Source organism: Limosilactobacillus alvi (genome assembly GCF_016900115.1).
Taxonomy (GTDB): Bacteria; Bacillota; Bacilli; order Lactobacillales; family Lactobacillaceae; genus Limosilactobacillus; species Limosilactobacillus alvi.
This window is the reverse complement of record NZ_JACJJQ010000036.1, coordinates 1-20,459: the sequence shown is the minus strand read 5'-3', so window position 1 is coordinate 20,459 and position 20,459 is coordinate 1. Positions and strand designations below refer to the sequence as shown.

At 43.0% G+C, this 20,459-nt stretch carries 21 protein-coding genes and 1 pseudogene; 9 read left to right on the top strand and 13 right to left on the bottom strand.

Going from position 1 to position 20,459, the window contains the following annotated elements:
- The first annotated feature begins 163 nt into the window (after window positions 1–163).
- Window positions 164–787, top strand: a complete 624-nt coding sequence (locus H5993_RS07415; RefSeq protein WP_204776856.1) for an XRE family transcriptional regulator — start codon at window positions 164–166, stop codon at window positions 785–787.
- A gap of 192 nt (window positions 788–979) precedes the next feature.
- Here H5993_RS07415 and H5993_RS07410 read toward each other — a convergent pair whose 3' ends face one another.
- The 13 genes and pseudogenes from H5993_RS07410 to H5993_RS07355 all read right to left on the bottom strand — a co-directional run bounded on the left by H5993_RS07410 (window position 980) and on the right by H5993_RS07355 (window position 10,134).
- A complete protein-coding gene (locus H5993_RS07410) occupies window positions 980–1,885 on the bottom strand; it encodes a polyprenyl synthetase (protein WP_204776855.1) in 906 nt (301 codons plus the stop codon).
- Between the two features lie 2 nt (window positions 1,886–1,887).
- A complete protein-coding gene (locus H5993_RS07405) occupies window positions 1,888–2,865 on the bottom strand; it encodes a hypothetical protein (protein ID WP_204776854.1) in 978 nt (325 codons plus the stop codon).
- 2 nt (window positions 2,866–2,867) lie between these two features.
- Window positions 2,868–3,140 carry a hypothetical protein gene (locus H5993_RS07400; protein ID WP_204776853.1) on the bottom strand — a complete coding sequence of 91 codons (273 nt, stop codon included), beginning with the start codon at window positions 3,138–3,140 and terminating at the stop codon, window positions 2,868–2,870.
- Between the two features lie 269 nt (window positions 3,141–3,409).
- Window positions 3,410–4,075 (bottom strand): response regulator transcription factor, encoded by a 666-nt coding sequence (locus tag H5993_RS07395; protein ID WP_204776852.1) that lies wholly within the window; start codon window positions 4,073–4,075, stop codon window positions 3,410–3,412.
- Window positions 4,068–5,129, bottom strand: coding sequence for a sensor histidine kinase (locus H5993_RS07390; RefSeq protein ID WP_204776851.1), 1,062 nt, complete (start codon window positions 5,127–5,129; stop codon window positions 4,068–4,070). The genes H5993_RS07395 and H5993_RS07390 overlap by 8 nt, the downstream gene beginning before the upstream one ends.
- Window positions 5,130–5,149: 20 nt before the next feature.
- Window positions 5,150–5,584 carry a GAF domain-containing protein gene (locus tag H5993_RS07385; RefSeq protein ID WP_204776850.1) on the bottom strand — a complete coding sequence of 145 codons (435 nt, stop codon included), beginning with the start codon at window positions 5,582–5,584 and terminating at the stop codon, window positions 5,150–5,152.
- 60 nt (window positions 5,585–5,644) lie between these two features.
- Entirely contained in the window at window positions 5,645–5,908 is a 264-nt protein-coding gene (locus H5993_RS07380) for a hypothetical protein (RefSeq protein WP_204776857.1), read from the bottom strand.
- Complete coding sequence (locus H5993_RS07375; protein WP_338033142.1) at window positions 5,898–6,491, bottom strand: molybdenum cofactor guanylyltransferase; 594 nt, start codon at window positions 6,489–6,491, stop codon at window positions 5,898–5,900. Before H5993_RS07375 ends, H5993_RS07380 begins: the two co-directional genes overlap by 11 nt.
- Window positions 6,466–6,945, bottom strand: a complete 480-nt coding sequence (gene moaC, locus H5993_RS09525; protein ID WP_239458039.1) for a cyclic pyranopterin monophosphate synthase MoaC — start codon at window positions 6,943–6,945, stop codon at window positions 6,466–6,468. Before moaC ends, H5993_RS07375 begins: the two co-directional genes overlap by 26 nt.
- Window positions 6,946–7,092: 147 nt before the next feature.
- Window positions 7,093–7,428, bottom strand: a pseudogene (gene mobB / locus H5993_RS09520) (molybdopterin-guanine dinucleotide biosynthesis protein B); the annotation flags it as partial.
- The gene (locus tag H5993_RS07365; protein ID WP_204776847.1) at window positions 7,404–8,624 is read right to left on the bottom strand and encodes a molybdopterin molybdotransferase MoeA; all 1,221 of its coding nucleotides are present in this window, start codon (window positions 8,622–8,624) and stop codon (window positions 7,404–7,406) included. The gene H5993_RS07365 and the pseudogene mobB, both read right to left, overlap by 25 nt.
- Entirely contained in the window at window positions 8,614–9,108 is a 495-nt protein-coding gene (locus H5993_RS07360; protein ID WP_180869495.1) for a MogA/MoaB family molybdenum cofactor biosynthesis protein, read from the bottom strand. The genes H5993_RS07365 and H5993_RS07360 overlap by 11 nt, the downstream gene beginning before the upstream one ends.
- Window positions 9,109–9,123: 15 nt before the next feature.
- Window positions 9,124–10,134: a HesA/MoeB/ThiF family protein gene (locus H5993_RS07355; RefSeq protein WP_204776846.1), complete on the bottom strand. Its 1,011-nt coding sequence runs from the start codon at window positions 10,132–10,134 to the stop codon at window positions 9,124–9,126.
- Between the two features lie 141 nt (window positions 10,135–10,275).
- Here H5993_RS07355 and H5993_RS07350 point away from each other — a divergent pair, with 141 nt between their 5' ends.
- The 8 genes from H5993_RS07350 to ribB all read left to right on the top strand — a co-directional run bounded on the left by H5993_RS07350 (window position 10,276) and on the right by ribB (window position 20,002).
- Complete coding sequence (locus H5993_RS07350; RefSeq protein WP_204776845.1) at window positions 10,276–13,938, top strand: nitrate reductase subunit alpha; 3,663 nt, start codon at window positions 10,276–10,278, stop codon at window positions 13,936–13,938.
- Window positions 13,928–15,487 (top strand): nitrate reductase subunit beta, encoded by a 1,560-nt coding sequence (narH, locus tag H5993_RS07345; protein WP_180869490.1) that lies wholly within the window; start codon window positions 13,928–13,930, stop codon window positions 15,485–15,487. The genes H5993_RS07350 and narH overlap by 11 nt, the downstream gene beginning before the upstream one ends.
- Window positions 15,480–16,058: a nitrate reductase molybdenum cofactor assembly chaperone gene (narJ, locus tag H5993_RS07340; protein ID WP_204776844.1), complete on the top strand. Its 579-nt coding sequence runs from the start codon at window positions 15,480–15,482 to the stop codon at window positions 16,056–16,058. Before narH ends, narJ begins: the two co-directional genes overlap by 8 nt.
- Entirely contained in the window at window positions 16,051–16,740 is a 690-nt protein-coding gene (gene narI, locus H5993_RS07335; RefSeq protein ID WP_180869487.1) for a respiratory nitrate reductase subunit gamma, read from the top strand. The genes narJ and narI overlap by 8 nt, the downstream gene beginning before the upstream one ends.
- A 200-nt stretch (window positions 16,741–16,940) precedes the next feature.
- Window positions 16,941–17,918, top strand: coding sequence for a hypothetical protein (locus H5993_RS07330; protein WP_204776843.1), 978 nt, complete (start codon window positions 16,941–16,943; stop codon window positions 17,916–17,918).
- The gene (locus tag H5993_RS07325; RefSeq protein ID WP_180869483.1) at window positions 17,918–18,346 is read left to right on the top strand and encodes a hypothetical protein; all 429 of its coding nucleotides are present in this window, start codon (window positions 17,918–17,920) and stop codon (window positions 18,344–18,346) included. The genes H5993_RS07330 and H5993_RS07325 overlap by 1 nt, the downstream gene beginning before the upstream one ends.
- Before the next feature lie 264 nt (window positions 18,347–18,610).
- On the top strand, window positions 18,611–18,964 hold the full coding sequence (locus tag H5993_RS07320; RefSeq protein ID WP_204776842.1) for a hypothetical protein: 354 nt from the start codon (window positions 18,611–18,613) through the stop codon (window positions 18,962–18,964).
- A 372-nt stretch (window positions 18,965–19,336) separates the two neighbouring features.
- Complete coding sequence (gene ribB / locus H5993_RS07315) at window positions 19,337–20,002, top strand: 3,4-dihydroxy-2-butanone-4-phosphate synthase (protein ID WP_204776841.1); 666 nt, start codon at window positions 19,337–19,339, stop codon at window positions 20,000–20,002.
- Window positions 20,003–20,459 lie beyond the last annotated feature (457 nt).

Here is a 20,459-nt window from a genome sequence, read left to right as displayed (position 1 = left end):
CAAAACAGGTTCAAGTAGCATGCCATAAATAGCAATAAAGAACGGGCTAAGAAATTGCTTAGTCCGTTCTTTATTTTGTCAATACGTGCAGTTGTTCACCGCTTACGATCCATCTTCGATTGGATATCTTAGAGATTTGTTGGGACTGATCGAAGAAAATCTAATGGTTGAGAATTTTAAACGAGCAACTGAATTATTGGCTAAAGTTAATCCTGCTAGTATCGAAATACCGGAAGAACAAATGCATTACTATTATCTTGAAGGGATGGTTGGGGTATTAACTAATCAACCAACAGAAAAGGTAATGTTTTCCTTCACTCATATTTTGGATGAACTAGATGAACGGCGTTTAACTATTTATTCGCAGCTCGCGTACTTAGGAAAGGGAATTTTATATGTCAGGAAGGAAAACCTTACCCAAGCAGCGTTCTTCTTTGATAAGGTAACAACTTATCTGAATGAGCAGCTTGGTAACCCGGGATTAAAGGGCAGTCATTACTTCCAAACGCTGACTTTACTTTATTACTTAGCCGAATATCATTCGCTAGTAAAAGAACTAAAAGTAAGTAATGATCTGATCGGGATGGCCCTTGATATCTGTTCGGTTAAGCACGTTACCTACTTTTTACCACGGTTAAAGCTTTTGCAGGCTAAAAATTTACTTGAACAAGTTACGCCGCACGATAAAATAAGGGCTTGCTTAAATGATGCCTTGGCCTTTGCCCGGCTTAATCGCAATCAGACAGTACAAGTTCAGATCTTGGCTTTGCAGCAACAATTGAAGTAATGAAAGAGGTTGGGAAAAAAGCTCCTTGACGGCCTGGTTGGGATAAGAAGAACGAAGGTTGATTCATTAGAATCGACCTTTCGTTCGCACTTATCCGCTAAGGCCGTGCTTTTTGACCTTAGTTACTGAGTAACATTCGGAGATGAAAAAGGGGGCTGGGAAGAAACATGAGTTTCTTCCCGCCCTCGTTTTTTATTCTTCCGGTAAAATTTGCTCACACAGAGTAAGTAATGGAGCAGCTTTTAGCGGTGCTGGCAAAATTTTTAGATCAAGACGAACTTGCCGCAGAATATCTTTGACGATGTCAACGGCTTCAAACTCGGCTTGTAAACAATGGGCTTGGAGCGCTTCAAACTCCGGTTTACTTGGCTTTTTTGGTTGGCTAAAGAAATGATCGAAGAACTTCGGATCTTTTTCTTTGGCAAATAAAAGGAGTAGCGGGTATGAGCCTCGCATAATCTGATCAGTTAGCCACTTTAAATCATGAATTTCTTCGTTTTCCTTTATGATCGCAACGGCTAATGCTAACTCCTGCCCAATTTGGCCAAGAAGGGTAACAGTTTCCGCATCTGTTTTGACGAAACTAACGGCAAGTTTAGCGGTAATCGCACCTAATTGACCAATCAAAGACTTCTGATCTTGAAGATAGTCGGCAACTTTCAAGGTCTGTCGATAATTTAACTGTAAATGCCGTAATTGTGCTAAAGCATAATCCGAACCATCAACGGTTAGTTCTTGGATTAGCGGTGTGGGTAAGCCGATTAAACCAAGTATTGTTGAGAATTGTACATGTAAATAACTAGCTGCAAAACTACCAGCCTTACTTTGAACAAGATCACCTGGTTGATTTTCACTTGGTAAAAAGGTCGGTGGGTTTAGATAGTTTGCGAGCGCAAGCAATTCGGGTAGTTGAGCCGCCTGAACTTCATCCATATTTAGTTCGAGCTTATTCCCCAAGATTGCACTAAATAAAGCTCCTCGAAAGGATTGACCGGTCAGATGTAGATGTTGGGGGAGGAGTCCTTTTACCAAGGGAGAAAGTTGACTAATTTGGGTGATAAAACCTTCTTTAATTAATTCGTTATTTTCAAATTCCATGGTTAGGCCTGTGATTTTGGTTCACAAATTGCGGCAATTTGTTCAGCAACGGGGATAAAGAGATCACTAAAGAGTTCTTCGCAATTAACTGCAGTTGTTGGATTTTGCTCGGCTTGTTGCGCCCGTTTGAAAGCGGACTCCCGCATTTGAACAATTAATCGAGACTTTTGGTGAATGAGATGTTTAGTTAACTTCTCATTTTCTTGACCGTAGCGTTGCAAGAAAAAGTAGAAGATTTGGTAGAATGTATTGTCTAGCGCCCAGAAGAAAGTTGACCGTCGAACGTTATCGTTTAGCGCTTGAGCGAAGAGATCATCGCCAATGATTTCTTGCCGGGTAAAGTTAGCCGCTGACATGACAATAGCTTGAACCGCATGCATTTCGGCCATAAAGGTACTGAAATGATCTAGCTCATCATCGGCTAATCTTATTCCGAGGTTGGTTTCTCGTTCTTCAGCTGACATCCGTTGAAAATTAGCAAGGTATTCTTTTTGAACGTCATCAAAGTCCGCCATTAGGTCAGCTTCCACCCCTAATAAAAGTTGGTGGTTAGTTGTCAAATAGCCCTTAATAACTGCCCAAATTGCTTGAAAACTACTGCTAAAATCATTGAAAAGGTCTTGGGTAGTCCCAACAATTTCTTTTTCAACTTGGTGGTTTTCTTCGTGCGGGGCAAACCGAACCACCAATGGAATTTGGTCACTTTCGTAGTCCAATCCGCGTTCAGCTCGTTGTTTGCTTTCGTATTCTTTGAGTTCATTGAGGTCAATTAAGCCCAGGGGCATCACGTTTATTTCCCCGTTCGTTAACATAATCTGCAGGGAGAATGGGGTATCGGCAGCTTGATTCATCGTAAAGGACTTCAATGCATCATAGAGCTTATCATGGGTATCAAGTTCATTTGTTGGATCAGCATAGAATCCTGAGGTATAAATTGCGGTGTTAAGATAGTTACGATTAAGTTGACTTTGAATATCCATCGTTACCCTTCCTTTGTACTTTGGTTAGTGAGGCTCGTCAATTTTGCTTCACCCTTGGCAGTTAATTCCGCAGCAGTAAGATCAAACGTGGCAAGCAATTGATGTTGACTGTTTTCTAATTTTGCCCCCCGAAGATATCCTTCGTCGACTGCTAAGCAAATGGTTTGAAAAAGCATTGAATTGGGGTTAATTTGCCGCCGGTTAGGGAACCGGTGACGGGAAACATCACTTAAGATTCCCCGTAGTTCTTCATTTGTACTAACGTTGGTTGCCATTTTTGCTTCCTCCAAAATTCTATTTTCTTCATCGTACCGGTCTTTAAGCGGTAAGTCTATAGGGTAAAAACACTAAAAACAAAAAAGGCTCCGCCGAAAGCGTCCGGTAATAAACTAGGCAGGCATGGTTGTAGGTCCAAGACTGTCAGCTTATCTCGAGTACAGCTTCCAAAGCAGAGCTGGATTACGCAAAATGTAATCTAACGAGGATATTTTAACGTTGTTAGCTTATCAAATTGAACTGTCTGATAACGTTATTCCGAACTCAATCACAGATCAATTAAATGGTGGTGTACGGCGTATCGCACTAATTCGGCCCGACTTGAAAGCTTGAGCTTACGGGTAATACTTGCTTTGTGGGCTTCAACGGTCTTAGTGGAGATAAATAATTTGCTAGCAATTTCTTTATTAGAGTAACCAAGGGCAACAAAGGGGAAAACTTCTTTTTCTCGCTTGGAGAGGCTGGCATAACCAGTTAAGCCATTGACTTCAACGCCATCCCGGTTAATTTCTTTTAAGTCGTCCTTAGAAAGTTGAATATTACTATCTAGATACTCGGTCCCGTTGATGACGTGTTTCAAGGCTTGGATAATCTCGCCATCAGCAGAGCTCTTAAGGATGTAGGCCGTTGCTCCGTTATGCAAAGCCTGATTAATATATTCCTGTTCTTCGTGCATGGAAAGAATAATAATTTTAACATCCGGGAATTTTTCGTGAATCCGTTGGGTTGTGACCAAGCCACTTTCCCCGGGGGGCATACTAAGATCCATAATTAAAATATCGATCCCCCCTTGCTCAACTCGCATGTAAGTGTCAGAACCGTTTGCGGCTTCAGCAATAACTTCAAAAAGAGGTTGTTGATTGACCAAATAAGCAATTCCGGACCGGACGACGGCGTGGTCATCTGCAACTAAAACGTGGTAGGCCTTACTCATTAATTGTCTCCTCCTTTTGGTGGTTTGATTTGGTAATTGGGAACCGAACCATGACCGTGGTTCCTTCCCCAAGGGCTGAATCAATATTGAAGGTTCCATTCAAAGCCTTGATTCGCTCGTTCATGTTCATTAGTCCCATCGAATGACCGTTGTAATCATCTTTATTACTGTTGATTTCGAAGCCATCCCCATCATCTATAACTTCTAGACTAATAAAGTTTGGATGCGTCACTAACATAATGGTGATTTCTGTTGGATTGGCATGGCGAAGAGCATTACTAATTGCTTCTTGGGCAACCCGGTATAAAACGCTTTTTACATCATCAGAGAGATGTGTACCGTTTACCTGGTTAATAACCGTAAACCCGACTCCCGAATTTTCTTGTAGACGCTTAGTAAGCGCTTTGAGCGCTGCAACTAAGCCAAAACTATCTAAAACACTGGGGCGAATTTCTAAGGCCATCCCCTTAACTTCCGCCAGAGTATCATCAAGTTGGGTCTCAACCATTTCAGCAATTGCTTGAAGTTCATCGGAACTTAGTTTTTCGTTTTCAATTCGTTGAATTCCCATTCGCACCGAGTATAAACCCTGAGCAATACTGTCGTGTAAGTCACGAGAAATTCGCTTTCGTTCATCTTCATACGCCCGGTTAACGTATTGATTTAGTTGCTTTTGCTGGGCCAGTTCGTTTGCCCGGTGGAGGGCTTCTTGACTTTTTAGCTCAATTGCTAAAACTTCATTTTCTTCATCTAAAACCTGATAGGTAATGGAGTAATGAAGTTTTTGACCTGTTTTGGTAGTTAAGGTGAGCGGAATAATGTGGTTAGGCATATGATCCAAAATTGCACAGTTGAAGCAATTATCAACAACGTTTTGCTGCTGGGCAATTTTATTACGAGCGACTTGCAGAAGGTAGGTTAATTTTAAATCTAATTGGTCAAGTAATTCCCGCGCAAGTTGGTTACTTAACACCAATTCGTCTTCTTGAAAAATCAGGAGTGCATCTGATGAACGATCAAAAAATTTTTGGATCCATTTATTAGTTTCAAGCATAAAAAAAGTTGCCTCCAATCCTAGTGAAGGTATTGGGACAACTTTTGAATATCTTGGTCGTTCATTTCTTTTTTGTGCTCCCGGTAACCAGCCAAGAGCACCCCAACGACTTGGTTAAACGGTGCCTTCGTAATTGGCACAGCAACAACGTTGGTTAATTGTTCTAACCGCGCAATCGGACAATAAAATTGATTGCGGTAGTCAAGTTGTAAAATTTCGTTATTCAAAAAGGGTTGACCGGTTTGGACAACCAGTCCTGCTAGCCCAATACCTCGCCGTAGAACAATCCGCCGCCAACGTTCATTGGTATTACCTAAAACATGGATCCACCGAGTTAAGTGAGGACTCTGATTTTCACGTAAAGCAACTCCAACAAAGTCGTAGTTACTGGAATGATAAAGTCGGGTAACCACTTCTTGATAGCGGTTACGTACTGGTGCCTGTTCTACGCCCATTACTCTTCCTCCTAATTATAAGGCAATTTTCTAAAAATTTAAATATTCCAAAAAGAATATTTATTTCATACTGTGATAATATTGATCAAGATCAATATTAAAGCTTGGATCAGCATACTCTTTATAATGATCGTAATCAGCTTGAATGGCAGTAATCTGATTATCGAGATCTTCTAACTCGGCATCTTTTTCTAAAGAACGCATTTCTTCGTTAACTTCAGCCACCCGGTTTTCTAAGAGGGTCCGACGAATCGTCAGATCGGCCAAAACCAAGGTGATTAGTTTTTGAAAATCCGGTTCTGTCATTTCAGTTTTACTTTTGATCATTGTCAATTCTCCTTTGGTAATTACAGTTTACTAGGTTCGTTGGGCTCGTCAAGGGTTGACAAGCTAGTTCTTTTAGAAAATCTTGAAGGCGGTGGCGGGAATGTTCAGCGAGCCAGGTTGTGATGACCGCTTTACTTGTTATCAAATGAGCCAAAGTATAATGGGCTTTTACCAAGTCGGCTAAGTAAACTTGGGGGTGGCTAACCAATTCTTGGAATACCTTTGGGGGGAGTTGGGGATAGTCAACTGCAGTTATAATCAGATTAACCTTTTGGTTAGGCGAAAATTTGGATAAGCCAGCGTAAATTCCCCCAAGGGGACCAATTCCCAAGTAGGGGGGCTGATCAACAATTACCTGACACCGCTCGAACTTAGCCACAAGGTTACGGATTGCAACAAGATTATTTTTATTGGCAACCACGATAACTTGTTGGCAAACGGGTAGGAGGCGTTTAACGGCAATTAGGACGTTTGGTTCTTGAGCAATAATTGCCAGGGCTTTATCCCTCCCAAAGCGGCGGGACTGCCCCCCAGCTAAGACAAGCCCATAGGGTTTATTCTCCAAAGACGAAGTGACCACTCTTTCCACCATCCTTTTCAAGGAGATGGACATCATGAATGACCATTCCTCGATCCATTGCTTTACACATATCGTAAATGGTTAAGAGGGCGATTTGGACCGCATTTAAAGCTTCAATTTCAACCCCAGTGACGTGCTTTGTTTTTACTTTGCTAGTCACGGTTATGGTGTCTTTTTTGTTATCGCTAAAGTGGAGATCAACCCCGGTAAGCGGGATGAGATGGCACATAGGGATTAATTCACTCGTTTTCTTAGCAGCCATAATTCCGGCAACTTGCGCAACAGCCAGCACATCGCCTTTCTTAATTTTTCCTGTCTTAATCCGGGACAAAGTGTCTGGGTGCATGGTAATTTGGCCCGTTGCGGTCGCAACCCGACTGGTAACGGCTTTTTGAGTAACATCAACCATTTTTGCCCGGTCTTGATCATTAAAGTGGGTGAGGGGATCTGACATTTTCTTTTCCTCCTGAAGGTGCATTTGTAAATACGTAAGTAACCAATTAACGATTTGATCAGTTCCAATTAAATCAAGGTCTGGGCGGTCGGTAAGACTGGCGAAGGCGAGGATCCCTTTTTGGTGCCAGTTCGTTGCAAGCTCATCTGGCTTTAACATTACGAGCTTGGGATAAGGGCCTGCCTTATAGCCTTCAATTAGGCGCACTGCAGTTGGACTAAGGTGGCTGAAGGTTGTTTCCAAGGCTTGGGGTTGTTGAAAGTGGTAAAAACTTCCCTGGTTTGAATCTAAAACAACTTGGCTAGCACCAGCTTGGCTAAAGCGATCACTGTCGGTCCCTGGTTGATCCATTTGGCCCCAATGAGCATCGTGTTTAACTGCGGTAACAGATACGCCAGCTTGAGTTAACGCTTGAATTAGCTGAGTCGTAACTAAGGTTTTGCCACTTTTTTTATGGCCTACGATTTGAATGGTAACAACCATGTCGTCACCTCCGCGTTTAATGCAATTGGTTTTTCACTATGCGGAATAACACAGAAACAGGTTGTGGTTTGGAGGTTTGCAAGCGACCCTGAACGGTCAGTGCCGTTCGGATAAACTAAGAATTGACCGTCCTTAAATTCGTATGTGCACCGTAATACTCGGTCATAACCGTTTGTCTTGGTGTATGGCTTAGCTAAAATTCCCTTAACTTCTTTAATCCGGGATGGTCGGTGTTGATAGCGCCGAATTAAAGGTTCCACATATAGGTAGAAACCAACAAAACAAGCTCCAGGATTTCCAGAAAGGGCCATGACAAAGGTACCATCTTGGACAAAGGCCGTCGTAACGCTGCCTGGTCGTTGCTTAACTTTATTGAAGAGTAAGTTATCAGCTTGCCGAGCGGCATCCCCAATAAAGTCATAATCACCAACTGACACGCCACCGTCAGTAATGACGATTTCGTGGGTTTGAATTACTTTTTCCAGGGCGTCTTTTAATTGTTCTGGTTCATCAGGTAGTTGAGCTTCGAAGTCAACGATCCCACCGGTTTCTTCAACCAAGCGCTTGAGCATTGGGCCATTACTATTATAGATTTTGCCAGTTTCGATTGGCTCTCCCGGTTGGAGTAATTCGGATCCGGTTGCTAAAATCGCAATTCGGGGTTGTTGGTAGACGGTAACTTGTTCAACGCCAAAAGCGGTTAAAGCGGCGATTCCACCCGGATTAATTTCTTGATTAGTAGCTAACACTTCATCCCCAGCATGGAAGTCCGTCCCGATTTCGGTAATGTTACTGTGGGATTCAGTGGTTAACATCCGCACTGTTTTGCCGTCTTTGCTTGGCCGGGTCTTTTCAATCCGGATTACTTTGCTAGCTTCTGTCGGGACGGCAGCTCCGGTCATAATCCGGACCGTTGTCCCTGGTTGCAGTGGTTGATCCCAGGTTGCTCCCGCGGGGACTTCACCGACAACCTTAAATTCTCGGGGGAAATCATGGTCATCTTCAGCCAAGATGGCATAACCATCCATCCCCGACCGGCGGAAATGCGGATAATCGTAACTCGCTAAGGCCGGTTTTGCAAGCACCCGGTGATTAGCCTCGATAGTGGGGATAATTTCAGTCTGCGGTTTTAGTGGTAGGTTGGCAATTTTCGCTTGGGCATCAGGAATACTGATTGGCGTCCGTCTAGTTAACATGATGGTGCATTTCCTTTCTGGCTTCACTTCGTTCAAAGAGTAAGTGTTGATAGTCTGGCAAGATTAATTTCTCAAGGGCTAGGGTAACAGCATTAACCGAACCCGGAACACAATAGGTTAGTTGATTCCGGTAGTTAAAGCCACAAAGAGCCCGGGAAGCAAGTCCGCGGGTCCCAACTTCTGTAAATGATAATTGACGAAAGGCCTCACCAAAACCAGGGATCTGAGTGGTTAAGAGAGGCGTGATGGCGGGGATGGTAACGTCCCGTTTGGCAATGCCAGTACCCCCATTTAAGATGATTAAATCTGGCTCGGTAAGTTCAGCTTGTAAGTAGGCAGCTTGGATCTTAACAAGATCGTCTTTTACAATTACATAATCAAGACATTCTGCCTCCGCAGCTAAAAACTTTGCTTTGATTAATTGACCACTCTTGTCATTGGCTTTGGTTCGAGAATCGCTAACCGTAATAATTGCAAATTTCAATACCCAACTTCCTCTCTATTTGATAGTAATTTCTTGCAGGGCGGTAAGCTCAGCGGTCGCCTCCGCCAGGCTAGACGCTCCATAAAGAAGTAACCGACCATTTTCAAAAATACTTACTTTATAATTGTGCCACTCAAGCCCAATAAAATGGAACCCGGGTTTTGCCTTAATTTGGTAATTGGCAAGTTGATTAGCAAGTTTAGCTAAATCAAGTTTGGCTTGGAGATTAAGCGAGTAAGTATTGGTTCCACACAGTACATGAACTTGACTTTGAAAAGGCTTTGCTGTTGGGACTTGTCTTTTTTGACAAGCCAAACAATGGTCGTTGACTTGAATCTTAAACTTTTGAAATTGCATTGACCAACTATCAAGCGTGATAAGGTGATCGTAATCAACTTGGTTAGGAGCAATCAAAAGCTTCATCGCCAGGGCCACCTGTAAAGAAGCAACCAAAGGAACCAGCGGGGTGGTAACTCCAATTAAGTCACAATCAGTTTGCTTTAGTTGTTCAATATTAGGATACAAACACCTTAAACAAGGGTGATGGCTATCTGGTTTGACCGCCATGACCGAACCAAAAGTCCCAGCACAGGAAGCAAAGAGATAATTGAAGTGATTTTTAATTGCAAGGTGGTTGATTAAATCGCGACTAGTATAGTTATCGAGACAATCTAAAAGGAGATCGAATTGGTTGGCTGCCAAGACATCTTCACTTAATGGTGCGGGGTAAAGGTGTAGTTTTACCTGACTATTAATTGCTAAGAGATGCTCTTTAGCAGCTTCAACCTTTAATTTTTTTGCGTTTACATCAGCTTCAGTATACATTGTTTGCCGCTGTAAATTCGTAAACGAAAGGGTATCTGGATCAACTAGGGTTAATTCACCAACCCCGGCCCGAACTAATTCTTCGGCAGCGTAGCTCCCAAGTGCTCCTAGACCCACAATTACGATGTGAGCAGCGGCAATTTTGGCTTGACCAGCTGGGCCAATTTTGGAAACACGTGCTTGTCGATCATAACGGTTCATCAAACCACCTCAATTCAAAATATAGGTATTTCCCTAGTCGTAGTATAGCAACCTTGGTGATAATCTTGGTATTAGGGAAATAGCTTACTTTAGCAAATTGTCCCCGCTTTAAGCCGCTTATTTAAGAAGGAGGTTAAAACTGTGCTTAAGTCACGCTTTTTCAATAAAGTTGAAAAGTTTAACGGTACCTTCACCCAACTCGAAGAACATAATCGGCGTTGGGAAAAACTCTATCGGCAACGTTGGGCCCACGATAAAGTGGTCCGGACGACCCACGGGGTTAACTGTACCGGTTCTTGTAGTTGGAACGTGTATGTTAAGCAAGGGGTAATCACTTGGGAACACCAAGCAACTGACTACCCATCTTGTGGTGCAAACATTCCAGGATATGAACCTCGGGGATGCCCTCGAGGAGCAAGTTTCTCTTGGTATGAATATAGTCCAGTTCGAATCAAGTATCCATATATTCGCGGGCGGCTTTGGAAGATGTGGACGGCTGCCAAGAAGGATCACGAAAATCCAATTGATGCCTGGGCAAGTATTGTTGAAGATCCAGTCAAGGAAAAGGAATACAAAACCGCACGTGGTAAGGGTGGCATGGTCCGGGTCCACCGGAACGAAGCCCTAGAAATGATCTCGGCCGCCCTGCTATACACCATCAAGACTTATGGGCCTGACCGGATCGCTGGTTTTACACCAATCCCAGCCATGTCGATGCTTTCCTTTGGTTCTGGGGTCCGGTTCCTTTCCTTAATTGGTGGGGAAGTCATGAGTTTCTACGATTGGTATGCCGACTTACCACCGGCATCCCCACAAGTTTGGGGTGAACAAACCGATGTGCCCGAATCAGCCGATTGGTATAACGCTTCCTACATTATTATGTGGGGGTCCAACATCCCGTTGACCCGGACGCCCGATGCCCACTTTATGACGGAAGTTCGTTATAAAGGGACCAAGGTAGTTGCGGTTAGTCCAGACTACGCTGAAAACGTTAAGTTCGCTGATGATTGGATGGCTCCAGAACCAGGGACCGACTCTGGGGTTGCCCAAGGAATGACCTATGTCATCTTAAACGAATTCTACCAGCAACAAACCGTGCCATACTTTGAACAATATAGTAAGCAATATACCGATTTGCCATTCTTCGTTGACTTGACGACAAGTGAAGCTAACCAGGATCACGTTACTGCTGGGCGGTTTGTCCGGATCTCTGACCTAACAAGTGAAAAAGTTTCAAACAGTGAATGGAAGACGGTTATCTTTGATCAAAACAGCCACCAATTCATCGCGCCAAACGGAACCCTTGGTCAACAATATGACGAAGGAAAAAAATGGAATCTTGAATTAACAACTGAGGATGGTCAAGCCATTGATCCAGCCCTTTCAGTTGAAGCGACTGGTGAAACGAGCCAAGCAATCATCGATTTCCCTGCTTTTAGCAATGAAGGGAATGAAGTTGTTCAACGGCATATCCCGGTGAAGACAGTTGAATTTACTGATGGGACCACTCACCAAATTGCGACTGTTTACGACTTAATGCTTGCCCAATACGGGATTAAGCGTTATGAAGGCGATGAACTCGCTGCTAAGGATGAAACTGATGCCACTAGCGCCTTTACACCGGCTTGGCAAGAAAAACGAACAGGAGTTAAGGCTGATCTGGTAACCCAAATTGCCCGAGAATTTGCCCAAACGGCCATTGATACCAATGGTAAGTGTATGGTCATCATGGGTGGTGGGGTTAATCACTGGTTCAACGCCGATATGAACTACCGGACGATCATTAATATCTTGATGCTTTGCGGTTGTGTCGGGGTTCAAGGTGGTGGTTGGGCCCACTACGTTGGTCAAGAAAAGTTACGACCACAAGAAGGTTGGGCTAACATTACTTTTGCTAACGACTGGGAACCAGGTGGTTTCCGCCAACAACAAGGGACTTCTTGGTACTACTTCGCTACTGACCAATGGCGGTATGAAGAAATGGATAACCAAGCTCAATATTCACCGGTTTACAAGGGAACCCACCGCTACTTAAACAATGCGGACTACACCCAAATGGCGATTCGGTTAGGTTGGTTACCATCATATCCTGAATTTGATCGGAACTCCCTCTCCTTCACTAAGGATTACGGGACCACCGACATGCAGGCAATAAGCAAGCACGTGGTTGAAGAGTTGAAGAACGGGAAGCTTCACTTCGCCGCTGAAGACCCAGACGCTAAGCAAAACCAACCAAAGGCCTTCTTCTTATGGCGGTCAAACCTGTTTGCTTCTTCCGGGAAAGGTGCCGAATACTTTATGAAGCACCTGCTTGGAGCGGAAAATGGTTTGTTAGCTAAGCCAAATAACCGCTTAAAGCCACAAGACATGGTTTGGCGGGATGGTGATACAACCGGGAAGCTTGATCTTGTTGTTGACATGGACTTCCGGATGGTTTCAACAGCAATGTATTCCGATATAGTCTTACCAGCCGCAACTTGGTATGAAAAAGAGGATCTTTCCAGTACTGACATGCACCCATTCATTCACCCATTTAACAAGGCAATTAGTCCAATGTGGGAATCAAAGAGTGACTGGCAACACTTTAAACTCCTGGCTAAGACCTTTAGTGAAATGGCTAAGAAGTACTACAGTGAACCAGTTTATGACTTGAAAACCCAACCACTGGGCCACGGAACACCTGGTCAAGTTGGGCAACCAATGGGGGCCATTAAAGACTGGAAGAAGGGTGAATGTGAACCAATTCCGGGTAAGACAATGCCAAGTTTGAAGCTAGTTAAGCGGGATTACACCCAAATTTACGACAAGTTCATTGCCTTAGGTCCAAACATTATGAAGACTTATGCTTATGATGTTCAACCTCAATATAATGAATTGAAGGACATCTTAGGGTCCTATGATGAAGGGATTAACGCGGATTGTCCACGGTTGGATGAAGACAAGAACGTTGCCGAAGCCATTTTGCACATGTCAACAGCTTCTAACGGAAAGTTAGCAGACTTAGCTTGGAAGAAGAAGGAAGCCCGGACGGGGGAACCCCTTGAGGACATTGGACGGGGGCACGCTGATGACGTGATGAGTTTTGAGAAAATCACTGCTCAACCGCAAGAAGCCTACCCAACCCCAATCGGAACCTCGGCTAAGCACGGTGGTGATCGCTACTCAGCCTTCTCTCTTAATATCGAACGGAAGATTCCTTGGGAAACCTTGACAGGGCGGGAACAATTTTACCTTGACCACGAAATCTTCCTTGACTTTGGGGAAGGCTTAGCCACCTTTAAGCCATCCTTACCACCTCAAGTGATGGGGCCAGCAGATACGGATATTAAGCCAGCAGACAAAGAAGTTACCTTACGTTACATGACCCCACACGGAAAATGGAATATTCACACCATGTACTATGATAACCTCGAAATGTTAACGCTCTTCCGGGGTGGCCCAACCGTTTGGATGAGTCCAAAAGATGCGGAAAAGATTGCGGTCAAGGATAACGACTGGGTTGAACTCTACAACCGGAATGGGGTTGTGACTGCTCGGGCCGTGGTTTCTCACCGGATGCCGGAAGGCTCACTTTATATGTACCACGCCCAAGATAATGAAATTTACGAACCATTATCAACGATTACTGGTAATCGGGGTGGTTCGCACAATGCGCCAACTCAAATTCACGTTAAGCCAACGCACATGGTTGGAGGCTACGGTCAATTGAGTTATGGTTGGAATTATTACGGACCAACTGGTAATCAACGGGACCTTTACGCAAACGTAAGAAAATTGGAGAAGGTGAACTGGAATGAAGATTAAAGCCCAAATCGGAATGGTCTTGAACCTCGATAAGTGTATTGGGTGTCATACCTGTTCCGTGACCTGTAAGAACACTTGGACAAATCGCCCAGGTGCGGAATACATGTGGTTTAACAATGTTGAGACCAAACCAGGGGTAGGTTACCCTAAGCGTTGGGAAGACGAAGAACAATACCACGGGGGTTGGACCTTAAACGCAAAAGGAAAGTTGCAATTAAAGGCTGGTAGTAAGTTAAACAAGATCGCCCTTGGGAAGATTTTTTATAACGAAGACATGCCAGAACTGGATAATTACTATGAACCATGGACTTACGATTATAAGACTTTGTTTGGTAAGGAACGGAAGCACCAACCAGTTGCGCGGCCAGTTTCTCAAATCACTGGGAAGCGCATGGAATTAACCACCGGGCCGAACTGGGATGATGACTTAGCCGGTTCCACGGAATATGTTCAACAAGACCCAAACATGCAAAAAATCGAAAGTGATATTAAGAAGAACTTCGAACAAGCTTTCATGGTGTACTTACCACGACTGTGTGAACACTGCTTGAACGCTCCATGTGTAGCTTCATGTCCATCGGGAGCAATGTACAAGCGGGACGAAGACGGGATTGTCTTGGTTGACCAAGAACGATGCCGGGGCTGGCGGTTCTGCATGACGGGTTGTCCATACAAGAAGGTTTACTTCAACTGGAAGACGCACAAGGCCGAAAAGTGCACTTTTTGCTACCCACGGATTGAGGAAGGGATGCCAACGGTATGTGCTGAAACTTGTGTTGGGCGGATTCGTTACATTGGGGCGATGCTTTATGATGCTGACCGGGTTGAAGAAGCTGCTTCAACTGCAGATGAAACGAAGCTGTACGAAGCGCAACTTGGTTTGTTCTTAGATCCAAACGACCCCGAGGTGGTTAAGCAAGCCTTAGCTGATGGCATTTCTGAAGAAATGATCGAAGCTGCCCAAAAGTCACCAATTTACCGGATGGCGGTTAAGGAAAAGATTGCCTTCCCCCTTCATCCTGAATATCGGACGATGCCGATGGTTTGGTACATTCCACCGCTATCGCCAGTTATGTCCTATTTTGAGGGACGGGATTCAATTAAAAACCCAGAAATGATCTTCCCGGGAATTGATCAAATGCGCGTACCAGTTGAATACCTTGCCAATTTATTAACTGGAGGGAACGTACCAGCGATCAAGCAAGCCCTTTACAAACTTGCAATGATGCGGCTTTTTATGCGGGCACAAACGAGTGGTCATGATTTTGATGAAAGTAAGCTCAAAAAGGTTGGTTTAACGGCTAGTCGGGCCAAGAGTCTTTACCGGCTACTTGCAATTGCTAAGTATGAAGACCGGTTTGTCATTCCACAAAGCAACAAGGCCCAATTGGAAGATGCGCAAACCGAACAAGGAAGTCTTGGCTACGATGAATGTGAGGGTTGCGCTTTAGCACCACAACACTCCAGCATGTTTAAGAAGGCCGAAGCTGGTGAATCTACTAACCAAATCTACGCAGAAAGCTTCTATGGAGGGATTTGGCGTGATTAATTTTGAACGGATTAATAAACTTAAAGATGTTTGGGCAGTTCTTTCACGGCTATGTGATTATCCCACGGAGACGACTTTTATCTTGGAAAATCGCGCAACATTAGCTGAAAATTCAGCACTATCCCCAAAATTTCGCCAAGAAATATTAGCTTTATTTGATGAACTGGCCGAACCAAGCGAGTTAGTCCGGGAAAGCCACTATTCAGAACTGTTTGAACTCAACCGTCGCTATACCCTTTACATGTCATACTACAAGATGACTGATTCACGGGAACGCGGAACGGTCCTAGCAAAGCTCAAGATGCTTTACGAAATGTTTGGTATCACTGAAGTGACAAGTGAATTATCTGACTATTTACCAGTATTACTTGAATTCTTTGCTTATGCTGATTTTATGGATGACGACCGCCAGGGTGATCTACAACTTGCCCTTGGGGTAATTGAAGATGGGACTTATAACCTCATTCAAAAAGCGGCCGCCGATGCGGATGATCCTTACATTAAGTTGATTGGGGCAATCCGCCAACTGATTAAGTCCTGTTTAGTAAAGGAGGCCACGGAAAATGCATAATGGCTGGTCAATTTTCTTTTGGGTGGTTTATCCATACGCCATGTTAATCCTCTTTTTTGGAGGAACAATCATTCGTTTTAATCGTTATGGAGCAACTATCACTGCTAAATCTAGTGAGATTTTAGAAAAGAAGCAACTGATGATTGGGAGCATTCTCTTCCACGTTGGGATCATCTTAGCCTTCTTCGGGCACATTTTGGGAATGTTAGTACCAAAGTCATGGACGGCATACTTTGGCATTACTGACCATATGTATCACATCTTTGGATCCTTAACGATGGGGATTCCAGCTGGGACCTTGGCCCTTGTTGGGATGGCAATTTTGACTTATCGGCGAATGACAAATGATCGGGTTCGGGCAACGAGTTCGATTAATGATATTCTCGTTGACTGGTTACTCCTAATTGTGATTTGCTTGGGAATGGCATGTACGATTACTGGAGCTTTTATCGAATTCGATTACCGGTCAACCATTTCGCCATGGGTCCGGAGCTTATTTACGCTTCATCCGCAATGGCAGTTGATGAATAATGTCCCATTAATTTATAAGATTCACGTTTTCTCTGGATTCTTAGTTTTTGGTTACTTCCCATTCACGCGGTTGGTTCACGCTTTAACTTTGCCATGGCAATACACCTACCGGCGCTACATTATTTACCGGCGGCGGATCAGTGTAAATTAAATTGCAATCGTGAATAGCCCATATCGATCGCCTCGACGGGGTAAGGTGAATAAAAGTTAATCTGGGACAGATTATTCTTTGCCCACGCTTATCCTCAAAGCCGTAATCTTCGAAATGAGTTTCGGTATAACATGCAGAAATAAAAAAGGGTTGCGTTTTTCCAACCCTTTTAATACATATTAAGCTAGAGGAGGTTTCACATGGTTACCAAGTTTAATCTTGATTCAGCAAAAGTTCAGGCCGCCCGGGAAGAAGAGTTTCAAAACGTCTTCGATTTTCCTGATTTCATTGAAATACGGCCGATCTTAAGAGAAGCGGTGCGCGAGGTAGCGAAGGAAAGTTTTGCGGGGAAGACCCAGGTTCTTCCGGTTCAAATTGAACGAATGACTACTGCCTTGGAAGAACAACTAGAACGCGAAACCCGGAAATATGAGCATCAAGGTGGAGTGTATCCCAACCAGACTAAAGAAAAGGCAGAGCTGATTCGGTTGTTTACCCATGTTTTGCAAGTTATTAGCAAACGTGAAGTAATCGATGAGGAAATTGAAGATATTATCTATACCGTTAACCAAACCCGGTTAAGCTTGATCCACCTCCCAAGTCTTGAAGGGACAGGAAAACTGTATGCTGATGATCGAGACGAAGAACTTTTACCTGGAACTTTCTATTATCTAGTGGCACAACAGTTGGTTCAACCATACTTGATCGATCCCCAAGGCCCCTTTGCGCCAACGAATGTAACCAAAGAAGGTCGACACCTGGTCTTAAAATTAACCACTTATGCTTTCCGGGACTGGGATAGTTATCTAACTCATCAATATGACGAAGAACACGCCCTTGCGAATGAACGGGGATTAAACCGAAAAGAGTATTATGATCGAATGGAGGAACTGGAATTAAAGTACGCTGATCATAAGTATGCCGAAGTCCTAGCCGATTTATTTACAGCAGTGAGTCGATTTTTAGAGCCTGATGCTGGTAAAGAGATTGGCATTATGACGACTGATTTAAGCTCACTTTTTACCAAGCAACCATTACTGCGGCTTAAATTTCAACAGGCGGTCAAAGAGGCTTTCCAGTTAGATGAAAACGGCCGTGAACACGTTATGGACGCAGTTTTAGCTGATATTCACCATAAGTATGATTTTTACCGGGCCAATTTTACGGAGGAAGATTAATGCCATTAGAAATTACCCCTGAGATGAAGATGGGGATGCAAGAATTTGAAAATACCATGTTTATGTTAAAGGTCGCTCCAAACAAGGGAAACATTGACCGCTTTGCTTTGCAAGGAAACTTGACCCCAGAACCACTGGACGATCTGGCCTGGTTTTTGCCGGCTTACTTAGCTGAGGATTTTAATCTCTTCTTTATCTTTGCCCCAAACGTTAATGGTCACTGGGCAATCTCTTGTTCCCAAGTAACGATTCAAAACGGAAACGAAATTACTAAGATGAGTGAAACGGTCCCAACGGGGATGGGGTTAAATGCGGTAAATGAGCTTAATCCGGCTTCGGCAATTGAATTAGTTGCTTATTTGAAAACGCTTGAAAGCGATGGTTTAGGTTTCTTTGATGAAGAAATTGGTAAAGACCCAGCGGAATAAATCAACTTAAGAAAATTGGTGAAGCTTGAATAAAAAGGATTAATCCGTTTATTTAGTTTTGACTGATTATTCCAAAACAGGAAAGCGCTTGAGTTACTTTTTTCAATGGGGCTTGCTACAATTATGATTGTAGTAAGCTTTTCTTACTCTTAGGCTTACTGGGAAAATCATTTGGATTCTTATAAGCATTAACCCGGGTATGAAAATGATTACCCGGGTTTGTTATGTGGTCTTATTTATCAAAAAATTTTGGGGTGATATAAGATGGCTTGGTCAGACAATGATATTTATGGTGCTTCTAAATACTGGATTGAACGCTTTTGTGATCGTTATGGGATTTCGGCAAACTTTTATCAAGTAGCTCACGTCTTACGGGTTGATTTTCCTGCTCCTAACGGGGGAGTCCACAAAATTTATTTAGATGACGAGTTAATGCAACTGCAAATGAACCGGGTGGAACGCCAAGAAGCGCTAGCAATTCTTGAATCCTGGTTAATTTTGGCGATCGCAAGCATAGATCCAATTCAAGCTAAAAAGTGGGACCAAGCTGATTATCAATATTTCAACGGCATGTCACAAGCGATTAAACGGTTTCGTCTGTACGATCGAAAGGATTAATTTCGTTAGGGCAAGTTATATGCCTTTCAAAATCATTATGCAACAGCTACGGAATCATCTCTGCTGGGGCTATTTACATCATGCAAGTCCAGGAGTATAGGTCAATTGGGAAAAAGAAATTTAAAGACGAACGTTAATTAATGAACGAAACTTAAATCTGTCAATCGATGAAAAACGAACAATAAATCTTAAAGTCTGAAAGCGATTTCTCATAAAAATATCTGAATGATGAATTTGGTTTTTATCAAATAAGGGATAATTTACGAACAATATTAGATATTGTATTTACAAAGATCGGATAATTCCGTATACTAACCCCATGATTTGCAAATCGTTGTTGTCATTTAAGTGAATGAGAGAAAGGACTTTAACATGTCAAGCAAGTTTAACACGGTTGAAGAAGCATTAGAAACATTAGTTAACGGCGGATTTATTATTCTTTCTGACAACGAAGATCGGGAAAACGAAGGCGATTTAGTGGCCTTAGCTGACAAGATTAAGCCAGAAGTGGTTTACCAAATGTTAAAAGAGGCTAACGGATTAATGTGTGTTCCATTAACGATTGAACGGGCCAAGCAACTTGGCTTTACCAAGATGGTCGAAAATAGTACTGATCCAAACGGCACGCCATTTATGACCACCTGTGATGGGACGCTTGCAGCCACGGGAGTTACTACTGGGGTTTCGGCTTTTGATCGCGCAGCAACAATTCAACACATTGCCAATCCTGAAGCCAAAGCAAGCGACTTTAATCATCCGGGGCATATTCAACCCCTTTATGCGCAAGACGGAGGCCTTCGCAAGCGAATCGGGCACACTGAAGCTTCCGTAGATCTCGCTTACTTGGCAGGAGCGCAACCAGTTACCGTTATTATTGAAGTCTTGAAAGATGACGGTAAGATGGCACGGCGAGATGATCTTTTTAAAGTTGCTGAACGGTTAGACGTCCCATACATCACGATCCAACAAATTTTAGATTACATGGACGAACACCATATCAAACAAGCACAGGATGTGCAAATTGCTGTTGAAGCATAAACATTAAGTTTGATCCAAAACCACTAGCTAGTCATGATGATGAATGAGCTAGTGGTTTTTTGTGGATATTTTCTGTAAGATGATTGGACGATTTTCTAAGCTCGATCAGTGATTAACGCCCAATGAGATCCTGTCTATCACTTGCAAAAAAATTATAAAATGGGCAATGACATGATCGAGTTATTAGATAGTTTGGCTAAAAAATTTAAGAATCAATGATCATAAATAATAAAATCTAATTTTATGTTAATTAACAAATCGTTTGATTTTTAGTTGATAAAAAGCAATTAAGATTAAAAATTATCAATATTTTTAAAAAATACATATAAATGATTGAATAAATTCTTAAAAAATTTGAAATTTAAAAAGTAAAGAACTATTGTCAAGGGCGGTTTAAAATTGTCGGTTTATGGCGGTTTAAAAACGTATGATTTGGGCGGCTTAAGAATTGACTGAT

Coding starts and splice junctions, on each gene's coding strand:
- H5993_RS07365 (WP_204776847.1), bottom strand. CDS start 8,624: ATGTTAACTAGACGGACGCCAATCAGTATTCCTGATGCCCAAGCGAAA.
- H5993_RS07330 (WP_204776843.1), top strand. CDS start 16,941: ATGGTTACCAAGTTTAATCTTGATTCAGCAAAAGTTCAGGCCGCCCGG.
- moaC (WP_239458039.1), bottom strand. CDS start 6,945: ATGTCAGATCCCCTCACCCACTTTAATGATCAAGACCGGGCAAAAATG.
- narI (WP_180869487.1), top strand. CDS start 16,051: ATGCATAATGGCTGGTCAATTTTCTTTTGGGTGGTTTATCCATACGCC.
- H5993_RS07325 (WP_180869483.1), top strand. CDS start 17,918: ATGCCATTAGAAATTACCCCTGAGATGAAGATGGGGATGCAAGAATTT.
- H5993_RS07385 (WP_204776850.1), bottom strand. CDS start 5,584: ATGGGCGTAGAACAGGCACCAGTACGTAACCGCTATCAAGAAGTGGTT.
- ribB (WP_204776841.1), top strand. CDS start 19,337: ATGTCAAGCAAGTTTAACACGGTTGAAGAAGCATTAGAAACATTAGTT.
- narH (WP_180869490.1), top strand. CDS start 13,928: ATGAAGATTAAAGCCCAAATCGGAATGGTCTTGAACCTCGATAAGTGT.
- H5993_RS07410 (WP_204776855.1), bottom strand. CDS start 1,885: ATGGAATTTGAAAATAACGAATTAATTAAAGAAGGTTTTATCACCCAA.
- H5993_RS07405 (WP_204776854.1), bottom strand. CDS start 2,865: ATGGATATTCAAAGTCAACTTAATCGTAACTATCTTAACACCGCAATT.
- H5993_RS07400 (WP_204776853.1), bottom strand. CDS start 3,140: ATGGCAACCAACGTTAGTACAAATGAAGAACTACGGGGAATCTTAAGT.
- H5993_RS07320 (WP_204776842.1), top strand. CDS start 18,611: ATGGCTTGGTCAGACAATGATATTTATGGTGCTTCTAAATACTGGATT.
- H5993_RS07395 (WP_204776852.1), bottom strand. CDS start 4,075: ATGAGTAAGGCCTACCACGTTTTAGTTGCAGATGACCACGCCGTCGTC.
- H5993_RS07355 (WP_204776846.1), bottom strand. CDS start 10,134: ATGAACCGTTATGATCGACAAGCACGTGTTTCCAAAATTGGCCCAGCT.
- H5993_RS07415 (WP_204776856.1), top strand. CDS start 164: ATGGTTGAGAATTTTAAACGAGCAACTGAATTATTGGCTAAAGTTAAT.
- H5993_RS07390 (WP_204776851.1), bottom strand. CDS start 5,129: ATGCTTGAAACTAATAAATGGATCCAAAAATTTTTTGATCGTTCATCA.